The organism is Bacteroides sp. 3_2_5 (assembly GCF_000159855.2).
GTDB classification, from domain to species: Bacteria; Bacteroidota; Bacteroidia; order Bacteroidales; family Bacteroidaceae; genus Bacteroides; species Bacteroides fragilis.
In genome coordinates this window covers 1,701,230-1,716,785 of sequence record NZ_JH636044.1, presented here as the reverse complement: position 1 = coordinate 1,716,785, position 15,556 = coordinate 1,701,230, and the positions used below count along the sequence as shown (strand labels likewise).

At 44.9% G+C, this 15,556-nt stretch carries 15 protein-coding genes; 2 read left to right on the top strand and 13 right to left on the bottom strand.

Translation table 11 applies throughout. The annotated features are described in order from the left end of the window. Positions 1 to 135: 135 nt before the first annotated feature. The 5 genes from BSHG_RS10975 to BSHG_RS10995 form a co-directional block, all read right to left on the bottom strand. The gene (locus tag BSHG_RS10975; RefSeq protein ID WP_032497378.1) at positions 136 to 1,071 is read right to left on the bottom strand and encodes a FecR family protein; all 936 of its coding nucleotides are present in this window, start codon (positions 1,069 to 1,071) and stop codon (positions 136 to 138) included. Between the two features lie 52 nt (positions 1,072 to 1,123). Then, positions 1,124 to 1,702 (bottom strand): RNA polymerase sigma-70 factor, encoded by a 579-nt coding sequence (locus tag BSHG_RS10980; RefSeq protein ID WP_005795301.1) that lies wholly within the window; start codon positions 1,700 to 1,702, stop codon positions 1,124 to 1,126. An 890-nt stretch (positions 1,703 to 2,592) separates the two neighbouring features. Then, positions 2,593 to 4,338: a phospho-sugar mutase gene (locus BSHG_RS10985; RefSeq protein ID WP_005786230.1), complete on the bottom strand. Its 1,746-nt coding sequence runs from the start codon at positions 4,336 to 4,338 to the stop codon at positions 2,593 to 2,595. Between the two features lie 107 nt (positions 4,339 to 4,445). Further along, positions 4,446 to 6,083: a C69 family dipeptidase gene (locus BSHG_RS10990; RefSeq protein WP_008659196.1), complete on the bottom strand. Its 1,638-nt coding sequence runs from the start codon at positions 6,081 to 6,083 to the stop codon at positions 4,446 to 4,448. Between the two features lie 48 nt (positions 6,084 to 6,131). Beyond that, positions 6,132 to 7,784, bottom strand: a complete 1,653-nt coding sequence (locus tag BSHG_RS10995) for a M23 family metallopeptidase (protein WP_008659194.1) — start codon at positions 7,782 to 7,784, stop codon at positions 6,132 to 6,134. A gap of 187 nt (positions 7,785 to 7,971) precedes the next feature. Between BSHG_RS10995 and ald the strand changes: the two genes are divergently transcribed. After that, entirely contained in the window at positions 7,972 to 9,081 is a 1,110-nt protein-coding gene (gene ald / locus BSHG_RS11000; RefSeq protein WP_005795308.1) for an alanine dehydrogenase, read from the top strand. A gap of 95 nt (positions 9,082 to 9,176) precedes the next feature. Here the strand turns inward: ald and BSHG_RS11005 are convergent, their stop codons facing one another. The 7 genes from BSHG_RS11005 to BSHG_RS11035 all read right to left on the bottom strand — a co-directional run bounded on the left by BSHG_RS11005 (position 9,177) and on the right by BSHG_RS11035 (position 14,516). Further along, the gene (locus tag BSHG_RS11005; RefSeq protein WP_008659193.1) at positions 9,177 to 10,121 is read right to left on the bottom strand and encodes an NAD(P)H-dependent flavin oxidoreductase; all 945 of its coding nucleotides are present in this window, start codon (positions 10,119 to 10,121) and stop codon (positions 9,177 to 9,179) included. Between the two features lie 57 nt (positions 10,122 to 10,178). Next, the gene (locus tag BSHG_RS11010) at positions 10,179 to 10,883 is read right to left on the bottom strand and encodes a DUF4858 domain-containing protein (RefSeq protein ID WP_005786220.1); all 705 of its coding nucleotides are present in this window, start codon (positions 10,881 to 10,883) and stop codon (positions 10,179 to 10,181) included. 13 nt (positions 10,884 to 10,896) lie between these two features. Further along, complete coding sequence (locus BSHG_RS11015; RefSeq protein WP_005795312.1) at positions 10,897 to 11,409, bottom strand: DUF4943 family protein; 513 nt, start codon at positions 11,407 to 11,409, stop codon at positions 10,897 to 10,899. Positions 11,410 to 11,445: 36 nt separating this feature from the next. Then, entirely contained in the window at positions 11,446 to 12,486 is a 1,041-nt protein-coding gene (locus BSHG_RS11020; protein WP_008659189.1) for an outer membrane beta-barrel protein, read from the bottom strand. Then, the gene (locus tag BSHG_RS11025; RefSeq protein WP_005786214.1) at positions 12,470 to 13,021 is read right to left on the bottom strand and encodes an RNA polymerase sigma factor; all 552 of its coding nucleotides are present in this window, start codon (positions 13,019 to 13,021) and stop codon (positions 12,470 to 12,472) included. Before BSHG_RS11025 ends, BSHG_RS11020 begins: the two co-directional genes overlap by 17 nt. Before the next feature lie 270 nt (positions 13,022 to 13,291). Continuing rightward, positions 13,292 to 14,131 (bottom strand): carboxylating nicotinate-nucleotide diphosphorylase, encoded by an 840-nt coding sequence (gene nadC / locus BSHG_RS11030; RefSeq protein WP_005786213.1) that lies wholly within the window; start codon positions 14,129 to 14,131, stop codon positions 13,292 to 13,294. Next, positions 14,124 to 14,516, bottom strand: a complete 393-nt coding sequence (locus BSHG_RS11035; protein WP_008659187.1) for a DUF4783 domain-containing protein — start codon at positions 14,514 to 14,516, stop codon at positions 14,124 to 14,126. Before BSHG_RS11035 ends, nadC begins: the two co-directional genes overlap by 8 nt. Before the next feature lie 96 nt (positions 14,517 to 14,612). Here BSHG_RS11035 and rlmH point away from each other — a divergent pair, with 96 nt between their 5' ends. Further along, the gene (gene rlmH / locus BSHG_RS11040; RefSeq protein ID WP_005786211.1) at positions 14,613 to 15,086 is read left to right on the top strand and encodes a 23S rRNA (pseudouridine(1915)-N(3))-methyltransferase RlmH; all 474 of its coding nucleotides are present in this window, start codon (positions 14,613 to 14,615) and stop codon (positions 15,084 to 15,086) included. 9 nt (positions 15,087 to 15,095) lie between these two features. Here rlmH and queF read toward each other — a convergent pair whose 3' ends face one another. Beyond that, entirely contained in the window at positions 15,096 to 15,551 is a 456-nt protein-coding gene (gene queF, locus BSHG_RS11045) for a preQ(1) synthase (RefSeq protein WP_005786209.1), read from the bottom strand. Positions 15,552 to 15,556 lie beyond the last annotated feature (5 nt).

Sequence of the window (15,556 nt, the reverse complement as noted above, 5' to 3'; positions counted from 1 at the left end):
TTTTAAATTGATACATTTTTAATAAAAAATTGTGTTGATTTCTTATGCCGGTAGGTGCGGGAACACCTATCGGCATTCTCAATAGGTTAACTTAGATCATTTTTCATAGGCATTTCGCTTTTAAGAATTAATACTTTATTTTATATAGATAATTTGTTTTTCATTATCTTTCTCATATTGGAAATCTATATTTTTTTGTAAGATACGAAGCGCATAATCTATTCCGTCGGTTTGTCTGAATTTCCCCGTAAAATTAATCTGCAATACATTTTTATTCTCTATCACTATTTTCACTCCGTAATACTTTTCAAAGTCTTTCATAATATTAGGAAAAGATTCGTCAGAGAAACAGATAAGCCCTTCTTTCCATCGATAAGGATTATAATCTTCCACTTTAGTCATTACAAACCGTCCTTTTTCTAATGACAATTTATGATCAGGCTTTAATATTACTGTTTGCGATGAATCTGCTTTCAAAGTGACCTTAACACTGCCATGCATCAATGTAGTTTCAAATTTTTCTGTTTCCGGATATGCATCCACATTAAACTTCGTACCTAATACTTCGATGCTATAAGCATCTGTGTGCACTATAAACGGTCTGCTTTTATTCTTTTTCACATCAAAATAAGCTTCTCCTTTTAGTATAACGAAACGCTCCCGGCTGTTAAAAGAAGTCGGATATTGTATCGTTGTACATGCATTTAACCAAACATTACTACCATCGGGTAATGTGACATTGGTTCTTTGTCCTTCAGGAACAGAAATCGTACTCATTGCCACTGAATCCAGACCGGCTTTATACTCCTGATAGAAATAACTAAGCAGAAATGTTAATATTACAGCCATGGCAATTTTCAGCCACTCTATTTTTTTATAATGTGTAAAATTGAAAAAAGAGGTTTTCTTTACCGGAAGCGGATTATTAAGCATCAAGGCATCAAAAATTTTACGTTCCCTATAGAAAGCGCGCTCGTTTTCGTCTGATGCTTCTACCCAAGCCTTGACCCTTTGTCCTTCTTCCATGGAAACCTTTCCTTTATAAAAATTATATAGTAAATCTTTGTCCATGACAATGTATTAATGTCCCTTTATGTATAAGGCACTTCATGGGAAAGGTATCCTAGTGAAATTTCATCAAAAAATAAAGAAATAATGGAAAATAATCTTTTAGGTTAATCTGTAATGCCTTTAAAGCTTTACAAATATGAAAGTCTACACCTTTGGTTGTCATATTCATTAGAGCAGCAATCTCCTTATACGATTTGTTTTCATAACGGCTTAAAATAAATATTTTGCGTGTACGCTCCGGCAGTTTATCCAAAGTTTGCTGAATCAGCTCTTGCATCTCTTTGACTAAAAGTTCATAAGGTTCGCAAGCATCTAAAGAAACGATACGTGCATTGAGTTCCCACTCAATATATTTTCTAATATTTTCAGAATGTTCTTCCCGTATCTGCAAATGACGAAGATAATTAAGACTTTTGTTTTTTATGATGGTAAGTATATATGCAGGAATATTGGATACTTCAGATAAAGTATTTCTGTTTTCCCAATAATAAATTAACGCCTCTGTTGTTATATCTTCCGCTACATCCCAATCTCTGACATAGGTATTAGCAAAATTCAAAAAACGTGTCTGATAATCATTATATAGCTGATTAAAAGATATTTTATCTTTCGGATTAGTCTTAATATGCATTACATAGGATTAAAAGGTTCTAAAAATATTTTCATAAACATCGCACAAGACTTCTTCATTTCGTTGTGTATCTTTGACGTGCGAAGGTCACAAATTAATTATTAAACAAAGAACATTTAAAAGGATTTTAATATATAATATTATATATTATGATAGTAAAATGGCTAATTATCATTTATAATTTGCAAAAAAACTTTACTTATATACTATCAACACATTAACCACTTTTTTAGGATGGAGGATACATACTCGTGAAAAAACAGATTTATACTCACTGACGGAGAAGGCCATACTTCTATTAGTTATATTCTAATAGATCTTCTGAACCTAGACTGATTCAGCATCAAGGATAAAGTGCAAATAAGAGTTCATATTCTAAAGTAATGTTATGAATATATCAGCACCTCAAGTCGCAAAGTTATATAAGTGTCTCAGGCAATATCTCTAAGTTAAAGACCTTTGGACTACGACTAAAAGTACCGTAAAAATATAGAAATAGAACTTCAGCCGAATAAATAAAATACAAAGAAGAAAGTATAATTAAAAAACAATTCACAGCACATCCCTCTATGACAGTACCCAAGTAATTGACTGTCGGTTTGCATTCGATGGAAAAAATAAGTTCTCGCCAGGTCCTGAGAACTATTTATCCAGGAAAACGACAGTGATCGTTTCCCTGTCACTCTCCCTATCATTGTAGAAACGGGAAAAATCAGCACGCGGATAGGAGACATTGTCCGAGTGGAAGGCACTGCACAAGTCCTCGGCTTTTTAGAGAATAGTCCCAAAAGAAATGCCCCATCCAATGAAGGACAAGGCATTCCAATAATATTATGGATACATTTATACGATGCTAAGTATCCGTCAAAAGAGTATTTAAAATAGCTCCTTTAAATACCCAGTGACTTCTTCACTGCTTCTACTTTTTCAGTAGCTTCTGCATCGGCAGTAGCAAAACAGTTGCGGCATCCCATCTCACCTTTCACTTCGATATAGAATTTGATCTTCGGCTCCGTTCCTGACGGACGAACAGATACTTTTCCACCGTCTTCTGTGAAATATTGCAGTACATTCGATGGTTCCGGCATATCGATGTCAGTCACATGGCCCGCTGCGTCGGTTTGTTTCAGAGTCTTGTAATCTTTCGACAGAACCACTTTCGAACCACCCAACTCTTTCGGAGGGTTAGCACGGAAATTCTCCATCATGGCTTTAATCTCTTCCGCACCGCTCTTACCCGGTTTCACAACGTTTACAGTAAATTCCTTAGAGAATCCATATTCAACGTAGATGTCCATCAGCAACTGATACAGAGTCTTTCCGTTATCCTTGGCCCAAGCAGCCACTTCGGCAATCAGGCAGCAAGCAGAAACAGCGTCTTTATCACGAACAAAGTCCTCAGCCAGGAAGCCATAGCTTTCTTCACCACCGCCGATGTATTTCTTCTTGCCTTCACGCAAACGAATTTCACGGGCAATCCATTTGAAACCGGTGTAGCAATCGAGCATCTCAATGTGATTCTTATCGGCAATCTTCTTGATCAGTTCGGTAGTAACGATAGTTTTCACACAAAATTCATTACCGGTCATTTTGCCCAGTTTGTTATATTGAGTGATGATGTAATAAAGATACATCAGACAAGTCTGGTTACCATTAATCAATACCCATTCGCCTTTATCGTTCTTACAAGCGATACCTACGCGGTCGGCATCCGGGTCGGAAGCCATTACAAGGTCGGCATCAATTTCTTTAGCCAGATTAAGAGCCATCGTCAAAGCTTCCGCATTCTCCGGATTCGGAGAGACAACTGTCGGGAAGTTACCGTCCTTAATCATCTGCTCGGGCACGGTATATACGTTCTCGAATCCCCACATCTTCAGTGCACGCGGAATCAGCATCATGCCTGTACCGTGGATCGGAGTGTATACAATCTTCATATCTTTATGGCGGGCGATCGCTTCAGGATCGATAGAAACAGTCTTCACCATATCCAGATATATCTTATCGACATCTTCTCCGATGATCTGAATCAGATCCGGGTTACCTTGGAACTTGATATCGGCAGCAGAAGCAATCTTATTCACTTCATCGATAATGCCCTTATCGTGCGGAGCCAGTACTTGCGCACCGTCGTCCCAATAAGCCTTATAACCGTTGTATTCTTTCGGGTTGTGTGAAGCAGTCAGGATAATGCCGCTCTGGCAACCGAGATGACGGATGGCAAAAGACATCTCCGGAGTGGGACGCATCTCTTCGAACAAATATACCTTAATGCCATTGGCCGAGAAAATATCCGCAGAGATCTTGGCAAACAGAGAACTGTTGTTACGACAATCGTATCCGACTACAACCGAAATCTGTTTCATATCTTTAAAGTTTGCGTTCAGATAGTTAGAGAGTCCCTGGGTAGCAGCTCCGACAGTATAGATGTTCATACGATTGGTACCTACGCCCATGATCCCACGGAGTCCGCCCGTACCAAACTCGAGATCTTTGTAAAAGGCCTCGATCAATTCTGTCTTATCTTCGTTCTCCAGCATGCGTTTCACTTCAGCCTGAGTTTCGGCATCATACGCCGGGGTCAGCCACTTTTCGGCTTTCTCAGTCACCTGTTTGATTAGTTCTTCATTCCCCATGGTTCTATCTATATTTTAGAGATTAATAATTAGTTTATTTAAAATACAAATGTAAAAGAATAAGTTTGAAATTCCTATCTTTTAGTCAGAAAACTCTTTGGAAGCGATTATTCGGTTACCTTATAGCGTTCTCCTGTTTGCTTCACATACTCTTCGAGGAATTCCTTTGAATAGCCCGGACGTACCACGCCTGCAGGTTGACCAATGGCATTACGCTCGAACTTGCCGTCCTTCATCTTACGGATGACACCATCATTGTACTTCACAATGATAAATTCGCCCAAACGTTTCCAAGTATCGAAAGTGCTTTGCGCTGTCATGTCGGTATAGTTGGTCAGAAACTTCACAGCCGTTTCCGGATTCTTCTCGTACAACTTAACAGCAACTGCTTCAATACCTTCCTGTGCCTCGTTGAAGGTGGTTTCAAGTTCGTTCTGCGTAGCACGTACATCGCCGATCATCAAATCGTAGCGGGGATATACCATGTTGGCCACCCAGTTGAAAATCCAAAAAGCGGAGTTCCAGGAGAAGGTGATGTAATCGGCACCGTCTACACGCGTATAGCATACCGGAGCTTTGGTAGTACAACAATATACGGGAGTGAAAACAGTCATGTTGGCATCATCCGTACCAAACCAAAGCACACCGCCTACAGCATCGGGAAGATTGGCACGCATCTGAGCCACAAAAACGAAACCGCTCTGTTGTGTAGAGATGGGACGCTCATTGAAATACTCCTGGTCGCCTACCTTGAAAGTCAGCGGAGAGAGACGGTAAGGTGTTTTATAAGGCCCGGCACCAAAATCATTGCTGATGTCGAGGGCAGTTCCTTCATAATGGTCGCGCATGGCATTCTTTACATCCTGAACGGAGAGTTTGCGTTTCGGCTTTACGAACAGAGGCATAGGGTCATTGGTCTTTCCTTGGATATAAGGCAGATAGGCTTCACCTTGGTCGGTAAACATATTGAAGTAGCTCCACACACGGGCTTCACAGAAACGGCGGGCACCGAAATCGAGCGGTGCATAAGCATCGGCAAAGCTGAAGTCTTTGTTCACACCGCTGAAATATCCTTTTTCGCGGGCAAAAGAAATAACGTCATTAGAATACATGCAGTTGGCCTTGTCAGCCATATCGAACTGATGGATGCGCGACTGGTTGGCATGTGCCGAAATGCAGTCGTCCGGCACTCGGACAGCTACCCATACGGCTCCCCGGATGCCGGGACCTTTACCTATCATCTCCATAATCCATATTTCATTGGGATCGGCAATGGTGAACGACTCGCCACTGCTGTAATATCCGTATTCCTGCACCAGTTCAGTCATCACCTTGATGGCTTCACGGGCAGTACGCGAACGTTGCAAACCCACGTAAATCAGGCTTCCGTAATCGATAATTCCCAACGTATCCACCAATTCGGGACGGCCTCCAAAAGTCGTCTCACCGATGGTTACCTGAAACTCGTTCATATTACCGATTACATTATAAGTCTGGCGTGCCTGTTCGATCTGTCCCAGATACTTGCCGGTATCCCATTCGTGAATATCCATCATGGTGCCTTTGGGATATGTGGCTGCCGGATAGTGATACAGCTCGCCAAAGAGTCCGTACGAGTCGGCCGAATAGGAAACGATGGTTGAACCGTCAGTAGATGCATTCTTGCCGACAATTAAGTTAGTACAGGCGAAGGTTTCCGCCACTGCCGCAGTCAGAAGAGCGGCAAAGAGAAAGATTCTTTTCATATAATAAATTATTAATACATTGTCTTTATTCTGTCTTTATCCGGAAAGCTACCAGACAAAGGTGTCTCGAACCGTTGTTTCGTTTCCGCAATCGTCTGTCGTAGTCATTACTACGGTGTGACGTACCCCTTTTTTGACATGCTTAGGATCGAGCTTACACTCCCAATGGGATTTGGTCAAGTTGGGACGTCCGAACAAGGCAAATTTTCCATCGATAGTTCCACGATAGGCACGGATGCCGGTTTCTTTGTCCTTCAACCTGTAAACGACCTTCCCATTACGGCCCCAGGTATTCTTACCTACCGGGGTAATTTCGGGGGGCACTGTGTCTACAGCAACCGTATAAGTTCCCAATTCACGGATTCGGGTCTTCATAAATCCATCCTCGTAAGTACCTCCGACACTGTACATACTTCCTTTGGGAGTGACACGTGCCACATAATACTTGGTGCTGTCGGCAACCGGCTGACGTCGGAGACCAATACGCAACTCACATTCCCCGTGCAACGGCACTTTCTCGTCATTCAACTGATAAGTATAGGCTATCGCCCCACTATCGGAATGCACTTCGTAGTTGAGAGGCACATTATCGTATAACATTCCCCGGGGAACGGTAAGGGTCAATCCGGGTTCTTGCAGAAAGTTCGTCTTATCCCAGGCAAAAAAATATTTCTCCCGATGCCCGAGCGGCTGAATCGGCTGTCTCTTTCCACGCACCGTAAAACGGTAGCGGGAAGTATTGCCGAAAGCATCCTTCAATTCGTATTCAAACTTATAATCCCGCTCTTCATCAATGGTGATCAGTCCCCGGTTGTCGTTCGAAGCCCGAAGCATGCGGAGCGTATTGCCCGGATCAATAAACGACTTCATATATTGTCCGCAGGTCCAAGAGTTTATCATCCGGTTTTCATCCTGTGAAAAACGGTCGACCACACTGCGGAACACTTCCGTACCGTCCACTCTAAGCACAACGGTATGCACTCCATAACGGTTGTGCACACCATCCATATAATCGTAGGCCTTGATGCCCGACCCGATCACCCCCCATGCCTCGATGGGACGCGCTGTGTTTATCGGGAAGCTCTGCCGTTCCGGGCTCCCTCCCACTACCCCACTTCCCGGCTGTGGAAACAGCATGATTCCTTCTGCCCGGGGAGCAGTGTTATCTTTTATTTTCGACTTGAAAAAGGGCATCGGATCAATCGATTCACCGGTAGCGGTCTCCATCACATCCAGATGCAGATGCGGACCGAATGAATAACCGGTATTACCGCTCCAGGCTATTTGCTGCCCGGCCTTCACCGGATATTCACCCGGCTCGGGAACAATCTCGACTTCCCAATCTTCTTTTTCATATTGCAGTTTCTCCACTCTCCGGGCAATATCGGGCATGAAACCGCTCAAGTGCCGGTTGATTGTCGTATAACCGTTGTTATACACCACATCGAGTACATGTCCCGACCCATTGGTGACGCGAATACGGGAAATATATCCGTCGGCGAGCGCACGTACCGGTTTGCCAATGACACCCTGAGTCTTGAAATCGAGCCCTCCATGAAAATGGTTAGCCCGGATTTCTCCGAAGTTGCCGCTCAGAGTCAGTGTAAAGTCAAATGGAGGAACAAAAGTAGCCTGCTTCACATCTTGTGAATGTCCCTGAATGCTGCAGGCAAGCATCAAGGCAACTATATACTGTTTCATGTAGTTTGCTTAAAAATGGAATCTTTGCAAAAATACATCATTCCTGCCATATTAGAAAACAGAAGGGTGGATTTTATTCCTATCCGCCACCCTACTATCATTCTGCTGTAAAACATCCCTACATGGATAACAACGTAAGCAGAATTTTCCTACATTGTGCCATGTTTAACCCTTAATAGAGAACGTTATGATTATCGGAGTACCTAAGGAGATTAAGAACAACGAGAACCGTGTGGGCATGACGCCCTCGGGAGTCGCCGAGTTAGTGAAACGCGGGCATACTGTATACATACAGCACACCGCAGGAGAGAACAGTGGTTTTCAGGACGAGGCATATACAGCCGTAGGAGCACAAATACTGCCCACCATGGAAGAGACATACGCTATGGCCCAGATGATAGTAAAAGTAAAAGAACCTATCGCACCGGAGTACAGACTGATCCGCAAAGGACAGTTGTTGTTCACTTATTTCCATTTCGCTTCCGATAGAGAGTTGACTCTTGCCATGATAGAGAACGGCTCGGTCTGCCTGGCTTACGAAACAGTGGAAAAAGCCGACCATTCTCTCCCGCTGCTGATACCTATGAGTGAAGTAGCAGGACGCATGGCCATACAGGAAGGTGCCCGTTTTCTGGAAAAGCCACAAGGTGGAAAAGGCATTTTGCCGGGTGGTGTACCGGGGGTAAAGCCGGCAAAAGTGTTAATCCTGGGTGGAGGGATCGTAGGTAGTAATGCGGCCCAGATGGCAGCCGGATTGGGAGCCGATGTCACAATTGCAGACATCAACCTGAGCCGTCTTCGCTACCTGAGCGAGACGTTACCGAAAAATGTAAAAACACTATATGCCTCGGAAGTGAGGCTGAAAAAAGAGTTGCCGGACGTGGATCTTGTAGTAGGTTCGGTACTGATTCCGGGAGACAAGGCTCCGCACCTGATCACCCGTGATATGCTGAAAATGATGCAACCGGGTACGGTATTGGTAGATGTAGCCATCGACCAGGGAGGATGTTTCGAGACTTCGCATCCCACAACTCATAGCGAACCGACGTATGTAGTCGATGGAATCGTACATTATGCTGTAGCCAATATTCCGGGGGCAGTGCCTTACACCTCTACATTGGCATTGACCAACGCCACTCTGCCCTATGTCATAGCATTGGCAAACAAAGGATGGAGAAAGGCATGCAAGGAAGATCCGGCGCTGGCTTTAGGTCTGAATGTGGTAGAAGGGAAAGTGGTATATCGAGCGATAGCCGATGTATTCGGCCTGAAATACGAGCAATTGAACTTAGAATAAAAGAGTTTCACCACGGAGTAACAGAGGGTTAAGCGTCATTATTCTACCCTGTGATTACCCCGTGGTGAAATCCGCAGTGCTTCTCCCGGCACTGTTTATAGCCCGGCAGAACGTATCTTGTCCGAAGCCCTCCGGTATCCTTCTAAAAGTTCTTTCATCACTTCGTCCACACTTTGTCTACGGCGGAACAGGGCAGCAACCTGTCCTATCTCGAGTTCTCCTTCCTCCAGGTCTCCTTCAAAGATTCCTTTCTTGGCACGACCTCTACCCAACAGTTCACGAAGTTCCTCGGCAGAAGCCCCCCGTCCTTCAGCGGACTCTACCCTATCACGAAACGAATTGGTCACAAGCCGGGTCGGTGCGAGTTTTTTGAGCAATAATTTGGTATCGCCTTCGTTCAGCCGCAAGCAATACTCTTTAAAAATGTCGCTTGCCGAACTTTCATCCGTCAAAGCAAAGCGGGTGCCCATCTGAACTCCTTCGGCTCCCAACGCCATCAGGGCAAAAATCGCCTCTCCCGTACCAATGCCTCCGGCTGCAATCAAAGGTAAAGTGGTGGCTTCACGCACTGCCGGAATCAGGCAAAGAGTTGTAGTCTCTTCCCGCCCGTTATGTCCGCCGGCTTCAAATCCTTCAGCCACTATGGCATCGACTCCCGCCTCTTCACATTTCATGGCAAATTTGGAGGAAGAAACGACATGTGCCACTGTGATGCCGCGCTCTTTCAGCCATCCGGTCCACGTTTTCGGATTTCCGGCGGAGGTAAATACGATTTTGACGCCTTCCTCCACCACGATGTTCATGATTTCCTCTATCTGTGGGTACATCAACGGAATATTTACCCCGAAAGGTTTGTCGGTAGCCGCCCGGCATTTACGAATATGTTCACGCAAAACGTCGGGATACATCGAACCGGAGCCTATCAGTCCCAGACCACCGGCATTACTGACAGCCGAAGCAAGTTTCCAGCCGCTACACCACACCATACCTCCCTGAATAATGGGATACTGAATACCGAAAAGAGAAGAAATTCTGTTCATAGTTATATCGTTTTTTGAAAAAGGAACAAGGATGTCTTTGTTTATCTTTTAACAAATTCAGTGCACAATCGGTTCAGGAAGCAGCACTGTTGTTGAATCGCCATAAGCCTTCAGCACCTCCAACGTGCGCGATCTCCGGTTGCGTCCCTTCTTGTCCCAGAAGTCCTTTGTAAAAATGGTCATTAAATCAAGTCCGCCAATCGTACCTCCATTCACGGTCACGCCGCTTTTTCCAAGTTTCATGGCAGAGGTATGTACCATGCTCTGCGTAGGCACCATCATTCCATTGGCACGTTCGCCAAACAGATTATGCCTCAATCCACTGGAACGTATCTCTTCGTATGAACTGCGTATACCTTTATCATATACATTCTTAGCCCAGTTGGAAGGAACCGTCTGATACAACTCGACAAACGGATCTCCCCTCCATGTATCGGCATCTACCCGAATCTTCTTTTGATAAATAGGATCCCAATTATATTTGGTATTGGCCGTATAGGGACGGAGGGTCAGCACCACCTTCTTCTTTTCAAGTACCTGCGGAAGCGTTTCATCCAATCTCAGACCGGGCCGTTCCTTCGACATTTTAGGAACAGTCGGCGAACTGTTGAAATCAATCTGTTTCACAGCATCCATATTCAGCTTAATATCCTCTTTGCCATTCAGGATGCGCTGCAGATTCACCGAATCTTTCGCGGTCCATTGGGCATGAAGGGTCACTGCCATCCCTAAAGACAGCATCAGAAAGACAATACGTTTCATCTGATTTAATTTTTTACCACCAACGGTATCCGCTTCCGCAAAGGGGCTCGTCAAAGCATGCGTCGATGGTCCATGCCGTACGAGGATACTGTCTGTTTTCCCACCAGCGACGGTATCGGGCAGCAGCATCGAGCAACTCTTCATCAGTCAGGAAATAGATACCTTCATAGTTCTCGGCATTGGCTCTCACCATTTTGCAGCCAAACGAAGCATAATGACCTAACCGGATGGTTTCCACAACCCACAACATACATTCACCCAAGCGGACCTTGCCACTATAATAAGCAGACACCGGCGGCAGCGGAAAAGAAGTGATCAAAGTCAGATCTTCGGCATAATTGAGCAATGTCGGAATATCCTTCTCCGTAAATTTAGGTACTTCTACAAAGCCCTTCGGACTCTTGGTATTATAATTTCCCGCTTTGAGTTGCCTTACGAAAAGGTCTACATCGGGGTTGTTGTAATCTAATGTCTCTTCGCTGCAACTTACGCAAGTAAGCAATGACAGAACAAGTGTGAGCAGCATTAAAAATGTTTTTTTCATAACATCCGTACTAAATGGTTAATAGGTCATACGCAGACCGCAAATCAGGTTAAAATTCGTAGGCCTCGCCGAACGTACTGTTTCCAGTTTGGAGTCTGTCTTGAAATGGTGCGTTACTCCCGGTTCGGCAAATAAAGCCAGTTTATCATTAATCTTATAATTCATTCCTACGCCCGCAGTCAGAGCCAGCTGCACAGGTTCATTCTTAAAACTGTTATCCGGCGCTCCCGCTATGCACTTATCTGCAACTCCGCCTACCGAAGCATATAGATCAAATTTGGGAGTTTCCGCCAGCATCACATTCAGTTTTACGGGAATTCCCAGATAATGCAGATTCTGTTCGGCACGCAGGTTTGAATACAATAAACCGGTTTCGACAGCTAAATGTTTATTTATTTTTTTCTCTACCGTCAGTCCGGCAGTTACGGGCATCTTGTACTTACCGTTAGCGGCAGGCAAAGCGGTACCCACAGCAGCTTTCACAGCCCATGTCCTCGATTTGTCCGCCACAACTGTGTGATCGTCCGGCCGGGGTCCATCAGCAGAACTTGCCAAAGCCCCACCTTCTCCACCAGCTTGCCAATAACTTTTGTCCGGATAATTATTTTGTCTCCTGCGTGTAGTCGTAGAAGAGAAACTGAATGACATGGAGACTGTAACCGATACCGAATCATCTTCCTCTCCCGATGATTGTGCCAAAACACCGGAACGCTTGGGAGCCGGTTTACCCAAAACCGGTTCGGAGCGCATAGGGGTAAAATCCTGTTTCACCACGTCTCCATCCAGATGTGTTGTATTTCCGCTGACAACCGCCACTTGGGTAAAAGCTTCTTCTATCTCCGCTTTCGGAGAGAAGAACCAGAAAGCAGCCGACGAAGCAGCCAATACCAGCAGTACGGAAGCTGCTGCCGCTACACGAAAGAAAACTACTTTCCGGTGATGGCTGCGCACCATCATCTCAGAATTCAGTTCTTCCCAGAAACCGTCCCGCACGGTCATTTCGGCATTTCCCAGACGGGAACGGAACAGATCGGTTATTTCATCATTTTCTTTCTTCATGGTTTCTATATTCTTTAATCCTTTTTGCTAATAAAAACTTGGCCCGGTGCAACTGCGAAGTGGATGAATGCTCTTTGATACCCAGCATATCGGCTATCTCTTTGTGCGACTTCTCTTCAAACACATAAAGGTTGAAAACCGTCCGGCACCCATCGGGCAGATCTGCGACAAACTTCATCAACTGTTCTTCGGAAATTCGCCCTGCCTCCCCTCCTTCCGGAAGGTCGGGGATGTCAGGTAGCTGTTCCTCGTGTACCTCCAACTGACTAACCCGCTTTTGCCTTCGCAGGTAATCCAGTGCCTGAGTCACCATCACCCGGGTCACCCACGTTCCGAGAGAAGCCTCGCCACGAAACGAAAAGTTGGTGAATATTTTGATGAAACCGTCATGCAGTACATCGTGCGCCGCTTCCATATCGCCCGTATAGCGGAAACATACCGCCAGCATTTGCCTCGAGTATAGGGTATAAAGTTCCTTCCGAGCCGAATCCTTTCCTGCCCGACAGCCCTTTATCAGTTCTATCTCGTTTTCCAATGTCAATTGCCTTTTTAAAATCGAACGTATGTCTGCGTCGTTTGTCTATTAGACGCAAGGATGCAGCGAATGCTGCAAACGAAAATGAAAAAAGAAGTTAAAATAATCGTTTTAACGATCAAGGTCCTCAAACGATCGACCGTGAACGATGAATGTGATCTGCGATGAAGTGTTTTCTTCAAAGAATAAACGATGAACAACTTGCAGCCTCAACGCACAAATTGTCCACCGTTCATCATTACTTGTTAAAGATCATTCATCGTTTGGAAATCAGCATGCCTTGAAACTCATATCGAGTCCTTTCACCGAATGGGTAAGGGCACCAACTGAAATAAAGTCTACACCACACTCGGCATAGTCGCGAAGCGTATCGAACGTGATGCCGCCCGACGATTCGGTTTCATACTTTCCGCCGATCATCTCAACAGCCTTCTTTGTATTTTCGGGAGTAAAGTTATCGAGCATGATGCGGTCTACTCCGCCGATGCTCAATACTTGCCGGAGTTCATCGAAGTTGCGCACCTCGATTTCGATCTTGAGATCTTTTCCTTTCTCCTTGCAATACTCTTTGGCACGGTTGATAGCTTTGTCAATGCCACCGGCAAAGTCCACATGATTGTCTTTCAAGAGAATCATATCGAAAAGTCCGATACGGTGATTCACGCCGCCGCCAATCTTTACCGCCGCTTTTTCAAGCATACGGAGTCCGGGAGTAGTCTTGCGGGTATCCAGCACACGTGTTTTCGTGCCTTCCAACTGCTTCACGTATTTGCGTGTCATAGTGGCAATACCGCTCATGCGCTGCATCACGTTCAGCATCAGACGTTCTGTCTGGAGCAGAGACTGAATCTTACCTTCCACAATCATTGCCACATCACCCGGTTTCACTTCGGCACCATCGTTAATAAATACCTCGACTTTCATCGTCGGGTCGAAACGGTGGAATATTTCTTTGGCAATTTCGATGCCGGCCAACACGCCTGCTTCTTTGATTAAAAGTTTCGATTTTCCCATTGCAGTGGCGGGAATACAGGAAAGTGTTGTGTGGTCGCCATCACCTATGTCTTCGGCAAAGGCCAGATCGATCAGTCTGTCTATTAACTCATTCATTGGTTTTATCTATTCTTATTTGATTTATTAAATATTTGTTCTGTACTCTGCGGAAGAAGCAGTTTATCCGGAAATTGCCGTTGGCAGTGGTCAGGGTACCGATAATAAAACTCGATTCATCCCGCTTACCTTCATGGTTTACATTAAAACCACTGACCTTATTGCTACTGAAAAAAGCGGCAAGTGTTCCTTCAGCTGCCTGCCTGTCTACACTCTCCGAGTGATTCTGAATCACCAGATTCACCTTCTCTCCCAAATACCTGTTCAGCTCTTGGGAGTTTCCTTTCTTAAACGCAACGACCACGCCCACCGGTATGTCCTGTGCGAAGAGCGAAGTTACAGCGAATACGAGTCCGGCCATCCATAAAAGTACCCGTTTTTTCATAATCACAAGTATTATCGATACGCAAAGGTAAGTATTTAATGCTAAAAACAATATTTTTTTCTTATTTTTGTGCAATAAACAAGAGTTTGCACTTGAATGAAAACAACCCTTATCGTCGTAGGACGGACTGTAGAGCAGCATTATATCACTGCAATCAACGATTACATAGAGCGTACCAAACACTTCATTTCTTTCGATATGGAGGTGATTCCAGAATTGAAAAATACGAAAAGCCTGACACCCGAGCAACAGAAAGAGAAGGAAGGCGAACTGATAGCCAAAGCCCTTCAGCCGGGAGACGTGGTTGTGTTGCTGGACGAACACGGAAAAGAGATGCGGTCGGTGGAGTTTGCCCGCTGGATGGAGAAAAAGTTGGTAAACGTCAACAAACGCCTGGTATTTATTATAGGAGGACCTTATGGCTTTTCACAAAAGGTATATGACGCGGCACACGAAAAGATATCCATGTCGAAAATGACTTTTTCGCACCAGATGATCCGCCTGATCTTTGTAGAACAGATATACAGGGCCATGACCATACTGAACGGCGGACCCTATCACCATGAATAGGGTCATCCCCTATTCATGATTCATCAACCGGTGGGTTGCCATCTCTTCGTATTTCGTCCCCGGACGACCGTAATTGGCATACGGATAAATCGAAATGCCGCCACGAGGGGTGAAGATGCCGGTCACTTCAATGTATTTAGGATCCATCAGGCGGATCAGATCTTTCATGATTATGTTTACGCAGTCTTCGTGAAAGGCACCGTGATTGCGGAAACTGAACAGATAAAGTTTGAGGCTCTTACTCTCCACCATCTTCACATCGGGCAGGTAGCTGATACGTATTTCCGCAAAATCCGGCTGTCCGGTTATGGGGCATAGGCTGGTAAACTCCGGACAGTTGAAACGTACCCAGTAATCATTCTCAGGATGTTTGTTATCGAAGGCTTCCAATACCTCGGGAGCATAATCCTGCTTATATTCGGTCTTTCTTCCCAACAAAGAAAGCTGCTCTTTCAATTCGGTCATAATCT